Origin of the sequence: Clostridium grantii DSM 8605 (assembly GCF_900129965.1) — a bacterium.
Lineage (GTDB): Bacteria > Bacillota > Clostridia > Clostridiales > Clostridiaceae > Clostridium_AF > Clostridium_AF grantii.
The window spans coordinates 49444-71075 of sequence record NZ_FQXM01000015.1 but is presented as its reverse complement, the minus strand read 5'-3'; the positions used below and the strand labels follow the sequence as shown (position 1 = coordinate 71075).

Annotated in this window: 22 protein-coding genes and 1 pseudogene; 7 read left to right on the top strand and 16 right to left on the bottom strand. The window is 29.1% G+C overall.

Annotated features, from left to right (window positions below):
- Nucleotides 1-11: 11 nt before the first annotated feature.
- From BUB83_RS13310 to BUB83_RS21660, 7 genes and pseudogenes are all read right to left on the bottom strand, one after another.
- The gene (locus BUB83_RS13310) at nucleotides 12-1202 is read right to left on the bottom strand and encodes a TniB family NTP-binding protein (protein WP_073338958.1); all 1191 of its coding nucleotides are present in this window, start codon (nucleotides 1200-1202) and stop codon (nucleotides 12-14) included.
- A gap of 239 nt (nucleotides 1203-1441) precedes the next feature.
- The gene (gene fliN / locus BUB83_RS22960) at nucleotides 1442-1855 is read right to left on the bottom strand and encodes a flagellar motor switch protein FliN (RefSeq protein ID WP_073338957.1); all 414 of its coding nucleotides are present in this window, start codon (nucleotides 1853-1855) and stop codon (nucleotides 1442-1444) included.
- Nucleotides 1856-2848, bottom strand: coding sequence for a flagellar motor switch protein FliM (locus BUB83_RS13300; protein ID WP_073338956.1), 993 nt, complete (start codon nucleotides 2846-2848; stop codon nucleotides 1856-1858).
- Between the two features lie 180 nt (nucleotides 2849-3028).
- Complete coding sequence (locus tag BUB83_RS13295; RefSeq protein ID WP_073338955.1) at nucleotides 3029-3496, bottom strand: chemotaxis protein CheX; 468 nt, start codon at nucleotides 3494-3496, stop codon at nucleotides 3029-3031.
- 145 nt (nucleotides 3497-3641) lie between these two features.
- A complete protein-coding gene (locus BUB83_RS13290) occupies nucleotides 3642-4109 on the bottom strand; it encodes a chemotaxis protein CheD (protein WP_073338954.1) in 468 nt (155 codons plus the stop codon).
- A gap of 39 nt (nucleotides 4110-4148) precedes the next feature.
- Complete coding sequence (locus BUB83_RS13285) at nucleotides 4149-4511, bottom strand: response regulator (protein ID WP_073338953.1); 363 nt, start codon at nucleotides 4509-4511, stop codon at nucleotides 4149-4151.
- A 334-nt stretch (nucleotides 4512-4845) separates the two neighbouring features.
- A pseudogene (locus BUB83_RS21660) lies at nucleotides 4846-5310 on the bottom strand (zinc ribbon domain-containing protein); the annotation flags it as partial.
- Nucleotides 5311-5524: 214 nt separating this feature from the next.
- Between BUB83_RS21660 and BUB83_RS13270 the strand changes: the two are divergent.
- The 7 genes from BUB83_RS13270 (at nucleotide 5525) to BUB83_RS13240 (ending at nucleotide 14363) form a co-directional block, all read left to right on the top strand.
- Nucleotides 5525-7159 carry a methyl-accepting chemotaxis protein gene (locus tag BUB83_RS13270; RefSeq protein WP_073338952.1) on the top strand — a complete coding sequence of 545 codons (1635 nt, stop codon included), beginning with the start codon at nucleotides 5525-5527 and terminating at the stop codon, nucleotides 7157-7159.
- A gap of 207 nt (nucleotides 7160-7366) precedes the next feature.
- A complete protein-coding gene (locus BUB83_RS13265; RefSeq protein WP_073338951.1) occupies nucleotides 7367-9385 on the top strand; it encodes a chemotaxis protein CheA in 2019 nt (672 codons plus the stop codon).
- A gap of 39 nt (nucleotides 9386-9424) precedes the next feature.
- Complete coding sequence (locus tag BUB83_RS13260) at nucleotides 9425-9913, top strand: chemotaxis protein CheW (RefSeq protein WP_073338950.1); 489 nt, start codon at nucleotides 9425-9427, stop codon at nucleotides 9911-9913.
- A gap of 21 nt (nucleotides 9914-9934) precedes the next feature.
- Entirely contained in the window at nucleotides 9935-11239 is a 1305-nt protein-coding gene (locus BUB83_RS13255) for a methyl-accepting chemotaxis protein (protein WP_073338949.1), read from the top strand.
- 81 nt (nucleotides 11240-11320) lie between these two features.
- Nucleotides 11321-12136: a CheR family methyltransferase gene (locus BUB83_RS13250; protein WP_073338948.1), complete on the top strand. Its 816-nt coding sequence runs from the start codon at nucleotides 11321-11323 to the stop codon at nucleotides 12134-12136.
- Nucleotides 12137-12174: 38 nt separating this feature from the next.
- Nucleotides 12175-13191, top strand: a complete 1017-nt coding sequence (locus BUB83_RS13245) for a protein-glutamate methylesterase/protein-glutamine glutaminase (RefSeq protein WP_073338947.1) — start codon at nucleotides 12175-12177, stop codon at nucleotides 13189-13191.
- A gap of 47 nt (nucleotides 13192-13238) precedes the next feature.
- A complete protein-coding gene (locus BUB83_RS13240) occupies nucleotides 13239-14363 on the top strand; it encodes a DnaJ domain-containing protein (protein ID WP_073338946.1) in 1125 nt (374 codons plus the stop codon).
- Between the two features lie 52 nt (nucleotides 14364-14415).
- Here BUB83_RS13240 and BUB83_RS13235 read toward each other — a convergent pair whose 3' ends face one another.
- The 9 genes from BUB83_RS13235 to BUB83_RS13195 form a co-directional block, all read right to left on the bottom strand.
- The gene (locus BUB83_RS13235; RefSeq protein WP_073338945.1) at nucleotides 14416-15087 is read right to left on the bottom strand and encodes a DUF4867 family protein; all 672 of its coding nucleotides are present in this window, start codon (nucleotides 15085-15087) and stop codon (nucleotides 14416-14418) included.
- 39 nt (nucleotides 15088-15126) lie between these two features.
- Nucleotides 15127-16590 carry an MFS transporter gene (locus BUB83_RS13230; protein ID WP_159434089.1) on the bottom strand — a complete coding sequence of 488 codons (1464 nt, stop codon included), beginning with the start codon at nucleotides 16588-16590 and terminating at the stop codon, nucleotides 15127-15129.
- A gap of 71 nt (nucleotides 16591-16661) precedes the next feature.
- Nucleotides 16662-17882, bottom strand: a complete 1221-nt coding sequence (locus tag BUB83_RS13225; protein WP_073338943.1) for an ROK family protein — start codon at nucleotides 17880-17882, stop codon at nucleotides 16662-16664.
- 122 nt (nucleotides 17883-18004) lie between these two features.
- On the bottom strand, nucleotides 18005-18571 hold the full coding sequence (locus tag BUB83_RS13220) for a chromate transporter (protein ID WP_073338942.1): 567 nt from the start codon (nucleotides 18569-18571) through the stop codon (nucleotides 18005-18007).
- Complete coding sequence (locus tag BUB83_RS13215; protein WP_073338990.1) at nucleotides 18571-19125, bottom strand: chromate transporter; 555 nt, start codon at nucleotides 19123-19125, stop codon at nucleotides 18571-18573. Before BUB83_RS13215 ends, BUB83_RS13220 begins: the two co-directional genes overlap by 1 nt.
- 37 nt (nucleotides 19126-19162) lie before the next feature.
- Nucleotides 19163-19642 carry a 23S rRNA (pseudouridine(1915)-N(3))-methyltransferase RlmH gene (gene rlmH / locus BUB83_RS13210; RefSeq protein WP_073338941.1) on the bottom strand — a complete coding sequence of 160 codons (480 nt, stop codon included), beginning with the start codon at nucleotides 19640-19642 and terminating at the stop codon, nucleotides 19163-19165.
- Nucleotides 19643-19730: 88 nt separating this feature from the next.
- The gene (locus BUB83_RS13205) at nucleotides 19731-20372 is read right to left on the bottom strand and encodes a lactate utilization protein (protein ID WP_073338940.1); all 642 of its coding nucleotides are present in this window, start codon (nucleotides 20370-20372) and stop codon (nucleotides 19731-19733) included.
- Between the two features lie 125 nt (nucleotides 20373-20497).
- Entirely contained in the window at nucleotides 20498-21001 is a 504-nt protein-coding gene (locus BUB83_RS13200) for an SEC-C metal-binding domain-containing protein (protein WP_073338939.1), read from the bottom strand.
- Nucleotides 21002-21045: 44 nt separating this feature from the next.
- Nucleotides 21046-21609, bottom strand: coding sequence for a GerMN domain-containing protein (locus tag BUB83_RS13195; protein ID WP_073338938.1), 564 nt, complete (start codon nucleotides 21607-21609; stop codon nucleotides 21046-21048).
- Nucleotides 21610-21632 lie beyond the last annotated feature (23 nt).

Genomic DNA, 21632 nt, shown 5'->3' with positions numbered 1-21632 from the left:
CCACCTCACTTTTAATGAACACCCCATCTTAAATAAAATAGAAATAATGGTTCTAAAATATACAACATATTTTCTTTCCACTCAAACACTTGAAAAATTGTTTCTTTTTCATTTATAATGCTTTGAAGTTGATTTAAGCCGTCCTTTATTCTTTTTTTATCTACTTTTTCTACTGAATTTTCTGTTAATATATCAATTCTAGTTTTTAATTCATCTAGTGATAACTCCATCAATGGAGGATTATCTTCTAATGATTTCATAATTAATCCGTAAACATCCATGAATTCACCCGTAATCACGTCAAAAATCTTTCTTTGTTTTCCTCTAGTATTTGGTCCCTCTTTTAAAGTTTTTATAACATCCCTATACTCAAAATTCAAAGTTGTAAATTTAAAACTATCCTCAAGCTTAGTTTCATCAACTATTCTTTCTCCAGTTTCGTTATCTAAATCTATTAATGTAGATATAGATAAGCATATATACTGCATAAGTTGAGGAGATGTAAGGCTTTCTGTTGCAATTCGTGTAGCAATTTCATCAGATATATGTGCATTTAATTCTTTAAATCCCTTTATTGCAATTTGTTTTAGTTCATCTGCAGTCCAAGGCTCTATATTAATTAAACTTAATCTTCCACTTAAGTCAGCATTTTTTCTGATTGCATCATCAGCTCTATGTGGCAATGTTACTACTATAGCTTTAAATTCTTTTCTTATGGCATCTTTTAATTGCTGAGCAATATACACCTGAACCTCTTCTGGTGCATAGTGAAAATCGTCTAAAACTAAAACTTTACCCTCTTCTTTAAAGTACTCTATAACTTTATCCTTACTAGCTATATACCTCTCTGTTCTAGATAATCCCTTTTGAGCTTTTTCATTAATACTATGGTGGGTTTCAGAATATTCTCCTTCAAGGGCTAACCCAACCTTTATAGATAAAACCTTCCAAAAATCGTTACGAACAGTAAAATCTCCTCCTGAAACCTCCACCAACTTTTCAAATTCTATAACTTTTTCACAAAGAACAGTCTTTCCCATCTTAGATGGTCCTACTATTGAAGTCAAGCATCCTGATATTTTTAATGCCTGCATTAATCTAATCTCATAATTAAAATTTAATTCTGGTGATATCCTTGATACATAAGTATAATCCGGAAAAGCTCCCGGCTTAAAAACTTGTTCCGATAATAATTTCATCATACTCACCCTGCCCCTTTTACTATTTAATAAAATTATATCCATATTTCTAAATTTTAAACGCATTTGCTACTTATTAATAGTATTTTAATGATATTTATTTATTTTAATGTTATTTATTTGTTTTTATACTTCTTATTTATATTTTAATGTACTTTATAAGTATTTTCAACTTATTAATCAATACTTATAAATTCCTATACAATAAAAAAACTCCCGCTAAGCCACCCTTAGCGAAAGTCCTATAAATTCTTAATCAATTCCCTCTTACTCATTATCTTAGTTATCCTAACGCAAAACTTTTCGTTTATAACGATAGCTTCTCCTTCAGCAATCTTCTTTCCATTGGCGCAAATTTCTAAAGGCTCTTCAATTGGCTTATCTAATTCAATAACTGACCCCGGAACCACGTTAGTTATATCTCTAATAGATTTTTTTGTTTTACCTAGAACCACGCTTATTTCTAAGGGAATATCTAGTAACAAGTCTAGGTTTCTTGGTGTGTCTATATTCTCTGATTTTTCATAATCAAATTCAGTAAAAACTTCTTCTATGGCTTTAGGTTGTTGTTCTTGAACTTCATTAACTGGGCCATTTCCTGAATGTTTTTCTAAAAGCATTTCTAGTTCTTCATTGGATAAAAACTGATCACTCATTTAAAATTCCTCCTCTTCATTTATTTCCACAATTTTTACCGCTACATTTCCCTTTTGCTTACCAGAAATAACTTTATATTTTAATTTATCTTCCACAAACATATCCATAGGTGACTCAATATGCTTATTTAATTGAAGCACATCCCCTATTTCCAGTTGAAGAAAATCTTTTATATTCATAATTGAATTTCCTAGTATAACTTCAAGATTCACCTTAATAGGATCTAAAGCTTCATTTATTTCCTCAAGATATCTTTTTTTATCTTCTTCCGGTAAATTGGAAGCACTATTTGCCATTACTAACTTTTCCGCAATAGTCTCTAAAGCTTCAAAAGGTATGCATTGATAAACTTCTCCTTTTACCCCTGAAAAATCAAATTGAAAAGTTGCCATTAACAAGTAGCTTCCTTCATCTAATGATTTAGAATTTTCTTTATGCGATAAAACATACTTAATTCTAGTTTCTATAGGTATAATACTTGCCCAAGATGAAGGCATAAATTCAACAATATTCTCTACTATATCTTCTGCAATACTCATTTCTAGCTCAGTTATTTCTACATCCGCAAAAATTCTATCTTGCATCAGCCCTGCAATTTCCTCTATATCTGCCCCACAAATAATTTCTAATAGCATTCCAAGAAAGATATCTGGAATATAAGTATGAAATTCTCCTTTTAAAGGTTGGCAATTGAATACTCCAATAGTACTGTTTCTAGGAATCATCCGTTCTAAATCCTTTTGGTCAATTGGAACCAATGAAATCAATTTGCCTTTTATCGGTTCTCTAATAAGCTCACTAAAATAATTTGTTAGCTGCTTTAAATATTTATTGTATACAATTTTTAAGGATTCAATATTCTCTTTTGTTATACTACGAGGCTTTCTAAAATCATAAGCGCCTTCTTCAATTTTCGTTTCTTCTTTTTTACTATTTGCTTCGAATTTTTCAAGTAATAGTTCAATTTCTTTATTAGATAATACCTGTTCCATCATTTCTCCCCTTTTTATCTTTTCATGAAGCGGATTAATCATGATTATTATATCACAATTTGATGTTTTTTTAATCACTTCTCTTTTAATATATTTTTCATTTTATCAGTATAACAAATTGCACTGTGATTTATACATACTATAGATGTATAAATCACAGTGCAAACTTATATAATAAACTTATTTTTCTTTATAAGACACGTCTATATTTATTATTTCTCCATCATCAAGTATAAATGGAATACAAGTTGTGATTGCCTTACTTGGCGTTACTTGCATATTACTTCCTGTAAACACTGTAGGTGGTGTAATGTCTACAGTAATATTATTTTTGTAAAGATTAGCTGCCGTATTACCGAGCATCATATTACATAATTCAGATATGGCACTTTTAGCTATCTCATCTAATTCATTTACTGGCATTCCCATCATCATAATAGATGCAATTTTACACCCCAAACTTTTAGTCAAAGATATTATTACACTACCATATATTTGTCCCGTTAGTCCTATTAAAACTACTACACTATCACTATTGTAAGGTACTTCTTTTGTATATATTTCACCTAAAGTTGTATTTAATCCTGTGACTTGGCTAATTACACTTTGGCCTGCATCAATAAAAGGTTGAATGTATTTATCATTCATAATTGTTCTCCTCTCCCAATTACATTATTTAAACAAAGTTGATCTATTTTCTTAATATTTTTTATTCTATTTTTAAATTTTTAGCATCATATAATGTTTGTATAATATTTTTTGTACTCCATATGTAATCTTTTCTATAATGTTTCTATATAATAATTGGATTAGTATGTATTTTTACCTTACCTGTACTTACTTGAATTTCAACAGTTCTACTAAAAAATCCACCCACATCTTCTTGTTGAATAGGTAAACATTTTCTTCGTAAAATTTCTTTTATGCTTTCCACATTCTTTTGTCCTATTCTAAATACATCGTTTTTACGTATAGATAAAGCTCCTCCAAAAATCCCCACTTGAAGATTATTTACATTACATCCGTATCTAAAGCTAAATTCATGAAGCATCAAAGGGATAGCCGTATTAGCAAAATAAGCTGGCCTAGTTTTTATATCCTTTTCATTTGTAGAATATGGCAAAGCAATGTGTGCCATTCCCGTAACTTTCTTTACAGGACAATGAATTGTTATTGCTACACAAGACCCCAATGAATATGTTTTTATTATTTTTTCTTTACTATTTGATATATAATAATCCCCTATACCTAAGACTTCCATCTTAACACCCTCTTAATTGCGCAATAAATTTCCTAAAAATTATTGTGGAAACAATTTATTAAAGGCTGCTACTACATTTTCTTCTTTAAAAGGTTTTACTATAAATCCTTTTGCCCCAGAAAGAATTGCATCCTTAACCATAGACTCCTGTCCCATAGCAGTAATCATAACCACTTTAGCTGTTGCATCAAAAGATCTAATAGCTTTTAATGATTGAACTCCATCCATTTCTGGCATAGTTATATCCATTGTAACCACATCTGGTTTAAGTTCTACATACTTTTTAAATCCTTCTTTACCATTTCCCGCCTCTCCAACAACATCGTAACCATTTTTAACCAACATATCTTTGATTACCATTCTCATAAAAGAAGCATCATCTACAATCAAAACTCTTTTCATAATTTAACCCCTCCGGCTTATAATCCTGCACAATTAATATTTAAATTATTATTGTCCATAGTCGTTTTTTCATCTTAGTTTATTATATTACAACTTTTAATATAATTCAATTTATTATCATATTTTATTATCAATGAATTTTGTAATTACTCCTTAGTAATAGTACTATATTCAAAGTTCTTTATGATATTTTAATGTTTTTTACCCTATTCCTGAACCATGGTGAACTACTCACCACCTAAGAGATGGAAGCTTCTTGGTCAATACTACTACTGTAGCAAGTTTACCCAAGCTATCAAGGTCAGAACCAACCTCTATAGCAATATATCTCATATTACATTGCTAATTTTAGTAGATTTTTAGCAGAATTTATATCCCTATACATTACCATTCCACACACTGGGCATATATAAGTCCTACAAGATAAGTCTTTTGTTTGACTTGATTTATTGCCACAACTAGAACATAGTTGACTACTTGCATAATTTCATGATGCTATTATTATTTCTCTACCATACCATTTTGCTTTATACTCTAGCATCCTTCTAAATTCATTCCAACTTACGTCTGCTATTGATTTAGCTAACCTTTTTTCTGATTTCTTTAAGTGCTTGGCATTACTAAAAAACACTCCATCACTTGTTATTGCAAATTCCTTTATTCCTAAATCTACACCAATTTTTTTATCTGTTTTAGGTAGTTCAACAATTTCAGTTTCAACTAAAATACTAATGAAATACTTTCCACTAGGTACTTGTGATATAGTGCAGGACTTAATCAATCCATTGAACTCTCTATATAGAAGATAGGAGAATTCCGCCCTTTTAGTTAAAACTAAGTTAAGAAAAGATAAAACATATGCCCTTATCTTATAATATATTGTATTATTGTTCTAACCTCACTTTGTTTTAATCTTATTTTATGCATTTAAATATATTCTTCATAAAATACTCAAGTTAATTAATAGTTGAACTAAAATCTCTAAATCACACTAATTCGGGAGGATTTTTAATATGAACTTTTTCATTAATAAACACCAAATTAAAAGATTTATTAATTTCAAAGGTTTTTCTAGCTTCAAAACTGTAAAAAACTTCAAGAATCTAAAAATTTCTACAAAGCTATTGATAGCTTTTGTTTTAGTTTCAATAATAACTTGCGGAGTAGGTGCCGTAGGAATAATAAACATGAAAGAAATAGATAAAAATAATATTGATTTATATAACAAAACAACCATTCCTATGCAGCAGGCCGCTATAATGTCAAAACTTTTTCAACGTATTAATGTGAGCACAAGAGACCTTGTTTTTGAAAATACCGACTCATATATCAAAGGCAAATACTCAGAGATACTTAAAATCCAGGAATTGATGGACAAAGAAGCTCTTATTTTTGAACAATCAATTGAAACCTCTGGGGATCAAGAACTTTATAATAAATACCTAGATTCAAAAGTTGCTTTTTTAGCGGTTTTAGAAGAGTTATATGCTTTGTGCTTACAAAATGATGATGTTAGAGCTTATGATTTACTCAGAGGTAGAATGAGTAATGTATCATTGACTGAACAAACTGCTATAGAAAATCTTCTTATAAATAAAGTGGCTGAATCAAAAATGAAAGTAACTCTCAATACAAGTATCACTAACAAAAGTGTTTTTACAATGATTTTTCTTATATTCATAGGCATGGCTATTGCAATTATTTTAGGTATTTATATCTCTAAAATAATAAGTAAACCTATAAAAAACCTATTAGATTCTGCTAATCTAATAGCTGAAGGGAATTTAGCCATTAGCCTAGATATTAATAGCAAAGACGAGATTGGTAATCTTGCTACATCTTTCACTAATATGACATTTAATATGAATAATGCTTTATATAATATTAGCTCCTCTTCTCAAAAATTAGCTTTAGTTTCAAATGAAATGGCTGTTTCAAGCATATCTTTGTCTGAAGGAGCCACCCAGCAAGCCAGTGCAATTGAAGAATTAGCTGCTACTATTGAGTTTGTTTCATCCCAAACTCATGAAAATGCATTAAATGCTCAAAAAGCTAAAGATATATCTATTCAAGCTAAAAATTATGCCTTTGAAAGTAATCAACACATGTCAGAGCTTTTAGAGTCAATGAACAATATACAAAACTTTTCCCAAACTATCTCCAAAATCATAAAGGTTATTGACAATCTTGCTTTCCAAACAAATATACTAGCAATTAATGCCTCTATTGAATCTGCTAGAGTAGGAAAACAAGGTAAAGGATTTTCTGTTATCGCCGATGAAATTAGGTCTTTATCTGTTCATTCTGCAAATGCTTCTAAAGAAACTTCAACTATACTTAATAATTCTATTGCTTTGATACAAAAGGGAACAATAATAGCTGATTTAACTGCACAATCCTTAAATAATATTGTTGAAAAATCAACTAATGCTTCAAATATAGTTGAAAATATTGCTTTTGCTTGTGATGAACAATCTGTTAGTTTACATGAAGTAAAGGCTAGCATATCTCAAATATCAATGGTTGTACATTGTACTTCTTCAACTTCAGACCAAACTGCTACTACAAGTAAAATACTTTCAAATGAAGCTGGCATGTTAAAATCACAGATTAATAATTTCAAATTGAAAAATACTTTTGAAGTATAAATTATTAGTTCAAATTAATTAATTATAGCTTTAATTTTAATAATTATTATAATTTCAGCTAATTTTTTATTAAAAATTACATATTAAGCCTAATTTCCCTAAACAAACTCTTTGCATAACACAAATATTATAATATAATTAGTTAATAACCTTAATTTCAAATATATTAACGATTTAACATACTAAAAACAAAAGGAGGTTTCAACCTTGTCGCAAATATACTCTAATGAACCAATGGTGGATATGTATATATTTGAAACATCACAATTATTAGAACAATTGGAGCAAGCAATTATTTCCAGCGAACAAGCCAACGAATATTCTGAAAACTCAATCAATGAAATATTCCGCTTTATGCATACTATAAAAGGTTCTTCTGGAATGATGCTTTTTAACAATATAGCTGAACTTGCTCATTCTATGGAAGATTTGTTTTACTTTTTAAGAGAAAACAAACCTGATAATGTGGATTATTCAAGACTATCTGATTTAGTTTTAGAGGGTTTAGATTTCACAAAAATCGAACTAGAAAAAATCAAAAGTAGGGATGAAGTAGATGGAAATGCTGCTTCTATAATTAAAGATATCAAAGCCTTTCTAGCCCAATTAAAATCATCAAATTCTTTCGAGACAGCCTCAGATGTTCTAAATCCAATAGAAGATGTGCTAATTCCAAAAGAAATAGATGAAAACTATACTGATTTAAACTCATTTAATGCTACTGTTTTCTTTGAAGATGGTTGTGAAATGGAGAATATACGTGCTTATACAATAATCAATGAACTAACAGAATTGACAGAATTCATCTCCTATAAGCCTGAAAACGTTCTTGATGATGATACAAGTACTTCTGTTATTCGAAAAAGTGGATTTCATATCTCTTTAAAAACAAAAAAAAGTTATGATGAAATTAATGCTTTCTTCATGCAAACAATGTTTTTAAAAGATTTGGAACTTGTTCAGGAAAAAAATGAATCTGATTCAAATAAAATCAAAGAAAAAATTAGTGAAGATAAAAAAAATACTCCTAAAAATGTAGCCCCAGTAGCTTCTCAAAATAATGTTCAAAGTATTATTAGTGTTAATGTGGACAAACTAGACAAGCTTATGGATTTAGTTGGAGAAATGGTAATTGCAGAAGCTATGGTCACCCAAAATCCTGAAATAACTAGTCTAGAACTAGAAAGTTTTCAAACATCATCTAGGCGTTTACACAAAATAACTAGTGAAATACAAGATATGGTTATGTCTATTAGAATGGTTCCTTTATCTACTACCTTTATGAAAATGCATAGAATCACTAGAGATATGTGCAAAAAATTAAATAGAAAAGTTGAACTTGTTGTTATTGGTGAAGAAACAGAAGTAGATAAAAATATTATAGAACATATTTCTGACCCTTTAATGCACATAATAAGAAATTCTATTGACCATGGTATTGAAGATTCTGATGAAAGAATTTCTAAAAATAAAGATGAAGTGGGAACAATAATACTTGAGGCTAAAAATTCCGGTAATAATGTTCTTGTGGTAATTAAAGATGATGGTAGAGGCTTAAATAAAGAAAAAATATTAAAAAAAGCACGTGAAAATAATATATTAGTAAAAAAAGAATCCGATATGAGTGATACAGAGATTTATAATTTGATTTTATTGCCGGGCTTTTCTACCAAAGAAAATATTACTGAGTTTTCTGGAAGAGGGGTTGGTATGGATGTAGTCACAAAAAATTTAGAGGCTGTTGGTGGTTCTGTTTCCGTGGATAGTGTGGAGAATAAAGGTTCAACAATAACTTTAAAAATACCGCTTACATTAGCAATAATTGATGGTATGAATATTGCAGTAGGTAGTTCTAGATACACTATTCCTATTACTAAAATAAAAGAATCTTTTAGGCCGAAAAAAGAAGATTTGTTAATAGACCCTGAAGGAAATGAAATGATTATGTTGAGAGGTGAATGCCTACCTATACTAAGGTTACATAAATATTATAGTATAGATACAAATATCACAGATTTCAATGAAGGTATTCTTATTATGATAGAACAAGAAGATAACAACTTTTGTATTTTTGCTGATGAACTTATTGGTAAACAGCAGGTTGTGGTTAAATCATTACCTAATTATATCAAGAAAAACAAGAAAATAACCGGCTTAGCCGGATGTACTTTATTAGGTGATGGAAGTATTAGTTTAATACTTGATACTGCTGGTTTAACATTATAAAGTATAAAATTAAAATATAATGATAAAGGGGATAAAACTATGAATCAAAAAATTATTGAAGATGCATTCGAAGAAGAAGATACTCAAAAGGGGAAATTTCTTACCTTTTCATTAGGGTCTGAAATGTATGGAGTTGAAATATTATATGTAACTGAAATTGTAGGAGTTCAACCTATAACTGTTGTACCTGAACTTCCAGACTACATCAAAGGAATTATAAATTTACGTGGTAAAATTATTCCTGTAATGGATGCTAGGTTAAAATTTAAAAAAGCTGCTATGGAATACAATGATAGAACTTGTATTATTGTTATAGATATGGATGAAATATCTATTGGTTTGATAGTTGATAGTGTATCAGAAGTTATGAATATTCCTGAAGAAGACCTTGTAGCTCCTCCTAAACTTACTAAAGATGGCAAGAAATATATTAAAAATATAGCTAAAACCGGTGATAATATCACTTTAATTCTAGATTGTGCAAAATTATTAGATGAAGATGAAATAGCTGATTTATCAAATATATAATAAAAGGGGACAAAGATAAAAATGAGTTCAAGAAAGAAACTTCAAAGTAAATCAAAGCTTACACTTATGTACTTGTTTTATACAATTATCACTTCTATTTCTATTATAATAGGAATTATAGAAATTTATAAAAATAATGCTAATACTATAACTTCTTCTATAGTAATTATGATTTCTTTATTGATTGTTTCTATTATTTTAAGTTTTACCTATTTTGTTCTTCTTAATGTTTTTATAAGCAATCCTATAAGAACTGTTTTAAAATCTGTTGATTTACTAAAAGATGGTGATTTTAATTATTCATTGGATATAAAAGCTGAGAGTCCTATTAAAACTCTTGCTGATTCAATTACAACTATGTCGGATAATCTAAATGACACTCTATTAAATATTAATGAAGCAACTGATCAAGTAACTTCTGGTGCTAAAAAGGTTGCCAATTCCAGTGCCTCATTAGCACAAGGCTCTACTCAGCAAGCAAGTTCTATTGAGGAGTTAACTGCTTCTATTGCAGAAATAGCCTCTCAAACTAAACAAAATGCTGAAAGTGCTAATAAAGCTAAAGCTATTTCAACTACTGCTCAAGATAACTTAGGACAAAGCTTTTCTCAAATGCAGGAAATGTTAAGTGCTATGGAAGAAATTAATTCTGCTTCAAATAATATTTCTAAAATTATTAAAGTTATTGATGAAATTGCTTTTCAAACAAATATATTAGCTTTAAATGCAGCAGTTGAAGCTGCTAGAGCTGGTCAGCATGGAAAAGGGTTTGCTGTGGTAGCTGAAGAGGTTAGAAACTTAGCAGCTCGTTCTGCAAATGCTGCAAAAGAAACTACATCTATGATTGAAGATTCTATTAAAAAAGTTACCTATGGAACTAAAATTGCTGATACAACCGCTGAAGCTTTGATGCAAGTTGTATCAGGTGTTGAAGAGGTTACTTCTTTAGTTGATAGTATAGCTATAGCATCAAACCAACAAACAATTGGAGTAGATCAAATCAATATAGGAATAACTCAAATTGGTAATATAGTTCAAATAACTTCTTCAACTTCAGAGGAAACTGCTTCCGCTAGCCAACAATTATTTAATCAATCTGAAGTTCTAAAAAATGAAATAACTAAATTTAAGTTAAAAAGTAGAAACGGTAAATCTAACAAGAAGAATATCAAAGGATTAAACCCAGAAGTTTCTATGTTACTTGATAATATGAATAAAAAAAATACTATTAATGCTAATAGCTCTGATGAATTTACTTTAAAATCTAAACCTGCTATTAATTTAAAAAGTATAGATTTAAGTGATAATGAATTCGGTAAATATTAGCATATATTGTGATTAAATCTGCATTTGTTAGGGGACCATATATTTTATATAGTCCCCTATCTTTAAAAGGGGACTAATTTTATGATTACTATTTCTGAAAAAGAATTTCAATTACTTACTGAATACATAAAAGAAAACTATGGGATTCATTTAAAAAAAGAAAAACAAGCTTTTGTCACTGGACGACTTCACAATTTGCTTACTCAATTAAACTTTACTAGTTTTTCTGAGTATTATGATTATTTAATAAAAGATAAAACGGGGTCAGCAAGTACTGTATTAGTTGATAAAATAACAACTAACCACACTTACTTTATGCGGGAAGCAGAACATTTTTATATTTTCAGAGATGAAGTTCTTCCTTATCTAAAAAGTACAAGTAAAGACAAAGATCTTCGTATTTGGTGTGCAGCCTCTTCTTCCGGAGAAGAACCCTACACACTTGCTATGATTTTAGATGAATACTTTAATAAAGAAAAACTATGGTGGGATACAAAAGTTTTAGCTACAGATATATCTACTAGTATTTTAGAAACTGCTAAACAAGGTATCTATAGTAAAGATAGAATAGAACCTTTGCCTAACAATTGGAAATTAAATTACTTTACCAAATATAATGAAGATAACTTTATGGTTAATGAAAAAATCAGAAATGAAGTTATCTATAGAAAATTTAATCTTATGGAAAATGTTTTTCCATTCAGAAAAAAATTTCATGTTATATTCTGTAGAAATGTTATGATTTATTTTGACACAAATACAAAAGATAACCTTATAAATAAATTTTATGATATTATGGAGCCTGGTGGCTATCTTTTTATTGGCCATTCAGAATCGTTAAACAGAGAAAAAACTAAATTTAAATATATTTGTCCTGCTGTATATAGAAAAATATAGTAAGTATTTATAAGATTATTGAGAAGGAGGGCTTACTTATGAAGAAAAAAATTAATGTTCTAATTATAGATGATAGTTTAATTTTTAGAGAGGTAATATCAAGAGGCATAGGCTCAGATTATGAGATTAATGTTATTGCTAAAGCCGTAGACCCTTTTGATGCCAGGGACAAAATTTTAGAATTCCAACCTGACGTTGTTACCTGTGACGTAGAAATGCCTAAAATGAATGGGATTGAGTTTATCAAAAGATTAATGCCTCAATATCCTCTTCCTATAATTGTTGTTAGTTCTCTTAGTGATGCTGTTTTTGATGCTATGAATGCTGGTGCAGTAGATTTTGTTACAAAACCAAACGTTCAATCTCCAGATGGGGTAGAAAATTTTATAAACCAATTAATATATAAAATTAAAATCGCCGCAAAATCAAAAGTAATTAGCACTTCCACTGAAGAAACAACACTTGTAGCAAAAGAATCTTTCTTGAACACGAAAAAAATTATAGCTATAGGTGCTTCTACTGGTGGCACTGAAGCAATTTATAATGTTTTAAAGCAGTTACCTGCTAAGATTCCTGGAATTGTGATTGTACAGCATATTCCTCCAGTTTTCTCTAAAATGTTTGCAGACCGTTTAAATGCACAAACTGTCTTTGATGTAAAAGAAGCTGAAAATGGAGATTATATTGAACCCGGTAAAGTTTTCATAGCACCTGGCGACCAACATATGTGTGTTAGGAAAATAGGGGATAGATATAAAATTGAAGTATTCCATGGTGATAGAGTTAATGGCCATTGTCCTTCTGTTGATGTTCTTTTTGAATCCGTTGCAAAAGAATGTAAAGATAATGCTCTTGGTGTTATTCTCACCGGTATGGGTTATGATGGTGCAAAAGGCTTGCTATCTATGAAAAGAAAAGGTGCAAAAACCATTGGACAAGATGAAACTTCAAGTGTAGTTTATGGAATGCCTAAAGTAGCTTTTGAAGTTGGTGCCGTTGAAAAACAAGCGCCCTTAGAAAAAATACCTAATTTGATTTTATCTATGTTAAAATAATTGTTAAGTATATTATTAAAGTTTAAAAAGAAAGAAGGCCTTAATCCATGATAAATGAATGGGAAGACTATTACAAAATTTTACAAGTTCATTTTATGGCTGAGCCTGAAATAATAAAAAGTGCTTATATAAGATTATCAAAAAAATATCATCCAGACGTTAACAACTCACCAAATGCCGAAAAAAAAATGCAAAAAATTAATGAAGCTTATGATACCTTGAAAGATCCATCTTTGAGAGCACAATATTTGATAAAATGGATGGAAAAGTATAGTGCTTTTAATAGTACAAAAAAAGACTCTACTCAAATACATCAATTAGATTTTGCCGTTGAACCTAGTAAAAAAGTTTTATTAGCTTATTTAAATTGTATTGCTAAAAAAGAATACAGTGAAGCATTTGAGTTCTTGTCTGATAAAGATAAGGAGTCTATTTCTCAAAACGATTTTATAAAATGGCAATATCTAGTTTCTGAAGTTTTTGAGTTAATAAGTTTTCAGTGCAGCCTAAAAAATATTTATAAAGATATACTAGTTAATGATAATGTGTTTGAAATTATAGTTGAGCTACAAGTTCAAGTGGTGGAAAAAAATGAACTAATGGGTAGACATGAGGAAGATATCTTTTGTAAAAATGTAGTTTTTGAAAACAATCAATGGCGTATCTTCTTAGGCTATAAAGAAATAACTTCTTTTATTCAAAAATTTAATCAACTAGCTAGTTTAAAGAAAATAAAAAATAAAAAAGATGGTCTGACTTCTAAAAAATTATCTTTTGCTTTAAAACAAGGAATTTATAATAAAAATGAGTTTATGCTTAACTCCACCAAAGAGCAGTTAAGGTTTAATAGATATGGAAATAAATTTTCCATTATTAAATGTACTGTTTCTATGAATTCTCTTGATTCCCTGCTAAAAAGAACCTCTATTATAAAAATAGGTAAAATAATTAATTCCATTACTAGAGATTTAGATGTGGTTTGTAAATGGAGCGATATAACTTTTGTAATTCTACTTCCTGAAACAACAGAAAACCAAGCATGGATAGTAGTTAACAAGCTTAAATGGATTTTAAAAAAAGATTATCCTAAATATAAATTTGAATTCTTGGCTATTGAACAAAAAAATCCTTCCATACAGCACATTATGGATAACTTATCTTTGATTTATTAATTAACTATAATAAAAAAATAAAGACTATCGTTAGTCTTTATTTTTTTTATACTTAAATATTTATTTTTATATTTTCCCCTTCAATGCCTTTGAATCCACCTTTATCTATCATATCTTGTTTATCTTCATGTAATATAAGCCATTTATTTTTAGCAAATAACAATTTATCTTCTTGTATTAAAATACTTTTATCTTTTTCAAGTGGAGTGTTTGTACCTTTTTCTAATATAATTGCAGTTTTAAATCCTTCAATAGAGATTTTAGCAGGAGAAAAATGAAGTACCCTTGGATATAATTCTAATGCAGTTCCTTTTTCAACATAAAAAATTTCAGTCTTAGATGAAAGGTATTCATTATTCTTAATATCTTCCCATTTACCCAAAATAAGAACTATATCTGTTACTGCATAAATAACTTCACTACATTTATGATATTCTAATCCATTAAGACTATCATTATTTCCATGACAATATCCTATTTGAAAAAGCATTTGTCCGAAAATGTTTTTTATTAACTCATTATTTTTTTCTTTTTCTGTTATAACTTCATCCTCTGCAACATAAATATTTTTTTCAGTAGGTATTTTAGTATTGTCTTCTAAATATTTATGAATTTTATTAAAATATTTTTCGTTTAATACTTTACCATAAGCAGAAAAACTTTCATCTTTTATTGTTTTAATAATTTTACCTGGGTTTTTTTCAATTATTTTATCAATACTCATTTTTTTCGTCTCCTTTGGTTTAAGTTGAATTTCATTTTATTAACCGTTTACACTCCAAAGTTTCTCGTAAGATATTCCAGTGATATCTTCACAAACCTCTTTAGTTTTTGCTTCTACAGTCTCTTTTTTACCACCTTCTTTTAATCTATTAATTTCTTCCATTAAAATTTTATGATTTTTCGGATCTATCTTAAATTTGAAAGAAGTATAAAACCCATATGAAATCAGTAATACAGGAATAATACAAAACATAATTCTAATCCCTGTAATAGCACTAGTAGTTTGCTTTATAACCCCACCTGATTGATATCCAACTAAATCAAGTCCTACACCTACTAAGAATAAAGCAAAAGCTTGAGCAAGTTTTCTTAGAAAAGTCATCATTCCAGCATATGTTCCCTCTCTTCTTCTCATTGAAATAAGCTCATCAGCATCTACAACAAAAGCCAACATATTATAGGGAACCATAACATCCCCACTTAGTCCAATACCAACTATGGCTGCTAATGCTATTAAGAAACCTACAGGTGTATTTGGTGTAGCTAGTCCAAGTAAAATTATACCTATTACCCATATAATTGAATGCCTTCTATAGGTTGCTGCATTACCTGTCTTACTACATTCTTTTGCTACAAAGTACAAAGTACCCATTTCAACAATAACAAGTACTCCTAAGATTACTTGGTAAAAAGATTCTTTTCCTAAATAATTTCTCAAATAATATATTAAAAGAGCGTTGAAAATATCCATAGCCACATATGCGCAAACATACATAGTAAGATGAATTTTTAAAGATTTATTTTTGTAAGTTGATGCAAACTCCTTAAATAAATCCTTTAATTCAGCCATCATTCCTTTAGAATTCCTGTCCTCAATGCTGCATTGCCTTTCACTAGTGCCTTTAAATACAAAATACCAAGGACATGCATACATTATTCCAAACATAACTCCCATTATTAAAAATCCTGTTCCTTTATCCTGAAATGAATTAATTATAGTTAAAGGTAAAACTGCCCCTAACAAAGCTCCAAACTGAGAAAATACCATTCTTATACTTATTAATTTTGAACGTTCTTTATAATCATCCGTCATCTCCGCAGGCATAGAATTATAAGGAACCATTACCATTGTAAAAACTGTATTAAATAATAAATAAGTTACTAGATAATAGATAAACTTTAAAACTTGTGATGGTGTGTTAACGTTTACCCAAAGCAAAGCAAAGGAAATCATTATAGGTATAATTCCCACCAAAAAATAAATTCGTCTTCTTCCATGTTTTGATTTGGTGTGATCTGAAATATATCCCATGGTGGGATCTGTAACTGCATCCCATATCTTACCCACTAAAATTATGATTCCTGCATAAGTAGATTTTAGACCCCCTACATCTGTAAGAAAAACCAAAAATAATGCTCCAATAATGAAAAATGCTCCTCCGCCATAAAAATCCCCTATGGCATAGGAAAAAATATTCTTGTTAGAAAGCTTTTTATTATTCAATTGTATCCCCCCATAATAATTTATTAAACTTTTTAATTAATTCAGCTAAAATTTTTTATTTCACAAAAGCATTAAGCAATATAACCACCTGTTTTATAAAAGAATTCATTTAATCCTATAGCTACTCCTCCGATACTTCTATTAGAATCCAAAGAACTTAATTCTAGTGAATCCCCAATATTACTATTTGAAGCCAGTTTATTGATTTCACTTATTAATTTATTTATAATTTCTTGTTGTTTGAAAAAATCACTATATAGAATTATTTTTTTTGGATCATATATTTTATAGATATTAACTATGCCAATGCTAAGAAAGGCTAATGCTTTATCTACTATTTTTCTTACTTCTATATCTTTTTTATCATAAGCTTCTAGAATATTGTCCGCATTTATATTTTCTTTTTCTTGAAAACACAACTCATTTAATACAGGCATATTAACAGTGTTAAAATCTATCTTCACATTATTTACAATTGTCCCAATCGAAGCTACAGTTTCAAGACACCCTTTCTGCCCACATCTGCATTCTTCCCCATCTGGGTTCATTAACATATGTCCCATTTCCCCTGCTGAATTATTTGTACCATAATATAGTCGCTTATTAAGCACAATAGCCGACCCAATTCCTGGCCCAAATTTAATAAATATCATGTTGTCTATATTTTTATGCATAGTACATTCAATTTCTGCCATAGCTAAAGCTCTAACATTATTCTCAACAATAACAGGTCTATTAAATTTTGCCCCTAGTATTTTTTTTATATTAACTTTTTTTCTCCATAAACCATAAGCATGCTTGCTTATACCATTTTCTTGATCAACGCTACCTACAATACCAACCCCTACACCTAAAATATCATTCTTTGATAAGTCCATATCCCACATCAAAGTAATACATTGATTGTAAATCATATCCATTAGTTTTTCCACATCAATATCAGCTTTTAATTCTAATTGAGTAAATTTCGAAAATTTATATTTTAGATCAGCAATACCTATATCAATTTTTTCTCTTTCTATATTGATTCCTATTACATACTTAAATTCTTTGACTAATTCTATCAATACCTTTTTTCGTCCTACTTTATTTTCTCCTTCTATTTGTCCCCTTTCCATTAAAATACCCTCTTGAATCATCTCATTTACTAAAATAGTAACTGCGGCTGGAGTCAGTCCTATTGTCTCTGATATGTCCTTTCGTGATAAATTTTCACTTTTAAGTATTTCTAAAATCAAAGACCTATTTTTAATTTTGATATCTGTCATATTAACTCCAGAATTAGTATCCATTTATTTCACCTCTTTATGCTTTTAATTATATCTTACGCTCAAATCCCATTAATTTCAACATTTATTTGATTAACTCTTTTAAAAATTAATAAAAATATATTTACTTTGCATTTTTATAGTTTTTATAAAATAATAACTCCAAGAATTCCTGCTAAAATAGTCAACATAATAGGTCCAATTTTAAACACCTTTGCTCCAAAAATTGTTAGTGCAAATATTATACAAGCTTTGAAATTAATTAAAATAAAAGGATTTTGAAATAGTTGTAAAGTAAAAAATTCTTTTTTAACAATAGAAGCTTCTGAAAAGAAAATTATAGCAGTAGCTATGAGTCCAACTGTTGCAGGTCTTATTCCTTTTAAAACTGCTTGAACAATCTCACTTTCTTTAAATTTATTTATAAAAGCTATAATTAATAGCATAATTATAAATGCTGGCAAAGTAACCCCTATAGTGGCGGCACAAGCGCCCCAAAAACCATCCGATTTATAACCTACAAAAGTAGCTGCATTTATGGCTATAGGACCCGGTGTCATTTGAGATAAAGCAACTATATCCGAAAATTCATCTACCGACATTAAATTAAACATCTGTATTTCTTGATAAATCATAGGTAAAATAACATATCCCCCACCAAAAGCAAACATTCCAATTTTGAAGAAAATATAAAATAGCTTTATAAGTACCATTATTGTTTGCTCCTTTTCTTAATAATATAAGTTAAATACCCTGTAACCCCACCAAATAAAATAGCCCAAACCACACTTACATTTAACACCATAATAATAATAAAAGAAATAATTGCTATTACGTATCCCATTTTATCGTTAATTGCACCCTTACTTAATTTTATAGCAGATAGAAGAATCAAAGCAGCTGAGGCTGATCTTATACCCAAAAAAGCTTTAGCAACATAAACATTACCACTAAAACTACTTAAAAGAATTAATATTAATAAAATAGATATAAAGGCTGGTAATACTACCCCAATAACCGCAGCAATTGCTCCTTGAATACCCATTACAATTTTTCCTATGTAAATACACACATTTATAGCTATTACCCCAGGAACAGATTGGGATATAGCGAAAATATCTAATATTTCCTCTTCATCAACCCAGCTCTTATTATCAACAACTTCTTTTTCAATCAAAGGCAACATGGCAAGCCCGCCACCAAAAGTAAAACTTCCTATTTTAAAGAATACCCAAAACAATTCAGCTAGTTTTTTTATATTGTTCATAGATTCTCCTTTCCATAACTCATATGGTATCACTCTTTTATTTATGATATGGTTCTCCATTATTTATCCTAAAACCCCTATATATCTGCTCCAGTAACATTACTCTAAATAATTGATGTGGAAAAGTCATTTTAGAAAAACAAAGTTTAAAATCTGATCGATTTAATACTTCTTTAGATAATCCTAGTGACCCACCTATAACAAAAGCAATGTTGCTATTTCCTGTTATTGCTGACTTATCCATAAAATCTGCCAAATCTTCCGATGAAATCATTTTGCCATCTAAAGAAAGAGCTACCACATAAGTATTATCTTTAATATTCTTAAGAATTTTTTCTCCTTCTTTATTTTTTATTATAATTTCTTCCTTTTCAGAAGCATTATCAGGTGTTTTCTCATCTGCTACCTCAATAATATTCAACTTACAATAACGTGTAAGTCTCTTAGCATACTCATCAATAGCTGCCTTTAAAAATTTTTCTTTGATTTTTCCTACAGAAATAATTGTTATATTCATATAAAATATCTTCTTTCTTGAAGCTTATTTGTTTTTATATTTTTTTGTAACCAGAATAGAACTCCCAATGCAATTGGGAGTTCCACTCTTAGTATCCTAAGTCTTTATCCATTATAATAACATGAATTCTTCCTTTTTTGCCCTGTCTTCCGATAACAGTATAAGCATTACATATTCTTTGTGGACTTTTACAATCCATACAATACCCAACTTTTGCGCAAGGTGTTTGCATTCCTAGTCTAACAGTATTTGCCGGAGCAGCTATTTCTCTATTTCTTTTAATGGCATCATCTAAATTTTTAACTATTTTATTAGCTCCTACAACTACAATAACCTTATCAGGTCCAAATATCATAGCAGCAACTCTATTACCTCTTCCATCCACATTATATAACTCTCCATTTTCAGTAATAGCATTGGTGCTAACTAAATATGTATCAGCATAAAAAGTTTTTCTATATATTTCTGTAATTTCATCTGGAGTTAATCCTTCTTTGTATCTATCTAAAAAATTATAATTCCCATTTCTCAACAAATCAATAACTCCTGTTTCAAACAAAGTCATTGATCCTCCTACTGATATCATGTCTTTTTCTTTCATTATTTCTTTTATTTTTTCTTGTAATTCTGTTTCATCCTTAACAAAGTATCCATCCATATTATTTTTGTTAAGATTCTCAATAGTTCTTTCTATTTTTTTTTGCAAAACAAAATAAGCATTTTTATCCACAATTATCACTCCCAAAATAGAATTATTGTTAATATCTAATTAAATTATAAAGTATTTAGTTCTCAACTTCAAATAGAAAAAGAAGATTTTCACAAAGAAAACCTTCTTTTTACTAATGAAACTATTTATGCGTTTTTTCCACAACATTTTTTATATTTTCTTCCACTTCCACAAGTACAAGGATCATTTCTTCCTATTTTAGGTTCTTTAATAACTATTTTAGATTCTCTCCATGCTTTAGTTATTTCTTTTCTTTTTTCTTCTGAGAATATACCTTCCCATTGGCTTAAATTGTATAAATATTCTGCTTTAGCATCTAACATATTAAAATATAATCTAGCCAAATCAATATCTAACTTTATTTCAGTATCTATTTTTAGATTTTCCATATCTAATTCTTCATTTAAACTCTCATTTATTCCGTCAAGGAATCCAATAAAGAAATCTAAAGGAGCATTTAATTTTTCTGCTAATTCTCCAACTTTACCCTCAAAAATTTTATTGTGATCTGATAAAATCCCAATGTAAATACCTTTTTCTATTGCTTCATATTTATCCCAAAAAGCTGCTTCTCCATTTGCTTTTACAAACTCAACCACCATGTCATTCCATTGTTTATATAAACTCATTTTTTTCTCTCCTTATGTACATTATTATTTTAATTAGTTATTCCCTATTTACTATTTACTAACTGAATTGTTTCTGGTGAAAAAGGTTTAGTGATATCATAGTTTCCACCTAAAGTTACTATGTCTTTATTCTCTACAAGTATTTTAATGCTGGTTATTTCTTGCAATTGGCAAAGAGATAAAGCTAAGGCTTTCAAGCAAGCTTCTTCTTGAGCTTTAGTTGTTTTAGAAACTACTTCTTTGCTTAAATTGATGTAAGCTATATTATCACTTACAGAAAAAGATAATAATCTTGTATCTTTTGGGAAAATTGGCTTTAACTGACTTGTAGTAGTAGGTCCTTTTATAAGTTCTTGTACTATAAGTTCTCCTAACAATTCTTCTTTAATAATAACACGTTCTTCTACTGTAACTTGTGCTTTTTCTTCATCTTTTGAATCGTCAAAAAAAAGGCTTAATTGAATACTTTCATCTTCGGCATCTGTTAACTTGATATTTTTTATTTTCTCACTGTTATTTATACTTATAGGATCTGTTTTTGCACTACATCCTAAAACAGAAAGAACTATTAAAAGCATAATTGAGATAAGGCCAATTAATTTTTTCACTGAAATCCCTCTTTTCTTATATC

Excerpts from the sequence above, each read along its gene's own strand:
- BUB83_RS13235 (WP_073338945.1), bottom strand. The coding sequence starts at position 15,087 with ATGAGTATTGATAAAATAATTGAAAAAAACCCAGGTAAAATTATTAAA.
- BUB83_RS13220 (WP_073338942.1), bottom strand. The coding sequence starts at position 18,571 with ATGGTACTTATAAAGCTATTTTATATTTTCTTCAAAATTGGAATGTTT.
- BUB83_RS13300 (WP_073338956.1), bottom strand. The coding sequence starts at position 2,848 with ATGGAACAGGTATTATCTAATAAAGAAATTGAACTATTACTTGAAAAA.
- BUB83_RS13295 (WP_073338955.1), bottom strand. The coding sequence starts at position 3,496 with ATGAATGATAAATACATTCAACCTTTTATTGATGCAGGCCAAAGTGTA.
- BUB83_RS13245 (WP_073338947.1), top strand. The coding sequence starts at position 12,175 with ATGAAGAAAAAAATTAATGTTCTAATTATAGATGATAGTTTAATTTTT.
- BUB83_RS13290 (WP_073338954.1), bottom strand. The coding sequence starts at position 4,109 with ATGGAAGTCTTAGGTATAGGGGATTATTATATATCAAATAGTAAAGAA.
- BUB83_RS13310 (WP_073338958.1), bottom strand. The coding sequence starts at position 1,202 with ATGATGAAATTATTATCGGAACAAGTTTTTAAGCCGGGAGCTTTTCCG.
- BUB83_RS13255 (WP_073338949.1), top strand. The coding sequence starts at position 9,935 with ATGAGTTCAAGAAAGAAACTTCAAAGTAAATCAAAGCTTACACTTATG.
- fliN (WP_073338957.1), bottom strand. The coding sequence starts at position 1,855 with ATGAGTGATCAGTTTTTATCCAATGAAGAACTAGAAATGCTTTTAGAA.
- BUB83_RS13270 (WP_073338952.1), top strand. The coding sequence starts at position 5,525 with ATGAACTTTTTCATTAATAAACACCAAATTAAAAGATTTATTAATTTC.
- BUB83_RS13260 (WP_073338950.1), top strand. The coding sequence starts at position 9,425 with ATGAATCAAAAAATTATTGAAGATGCATTCGAAGAAGAAGATACTCAA.
- BUB83_RS13200 (WP_073338939.1), bottom strand. The coding sequence starts at position 21,001 with ATGAGTTTATATAAACAATGGAATGACATGGTGGTTGAGTTTGTAAAA.
- rlmH (WP_073338941.1), bottom strand. The coding sequence starts at position 19,642 with ATGAATATAACAATTATTTCTGTAGGAAAAATCAAAGAAAAATTTTTA.
- BUB83_RS13225 (WP_073338943.1), bottom strand. The coding sequence starts at position 17,882 with ATGGATACTAATTCTGGAGTTAATATGACAGATATCAAAATTAAAAAT.
- BUB83_RS13215 (WP_073338990.1), bottom strand. The coding sequence starts at position 19,125 with ATGAACAATATAAAAAAACTAGCTGAATTGTTTTGGGTATTCTTTAAA.
- BUB83_RS13240 (WP_073338946.1), top strand. The coding sequence starts at position 13,239 with ATGATAAATGAATGGGAAGACTATTACAAAATTTTACAAGTTCATTTT.
- BUB83_RS13250 (WP_073338948.1), top strand. The coding sequence starts at position 11,321 with ATGATTACTATTTCTGAAAAAGAATTTCAATTACTTACTGAATACATA.
- BUB83_RS13285 (WP_073338953.1), bottom strand. The coding sequence starts at position 4,511 with ATGAAAAGAGTTTTGATTGTAGATGATGCTTCTTTTATGAGAATGGTA.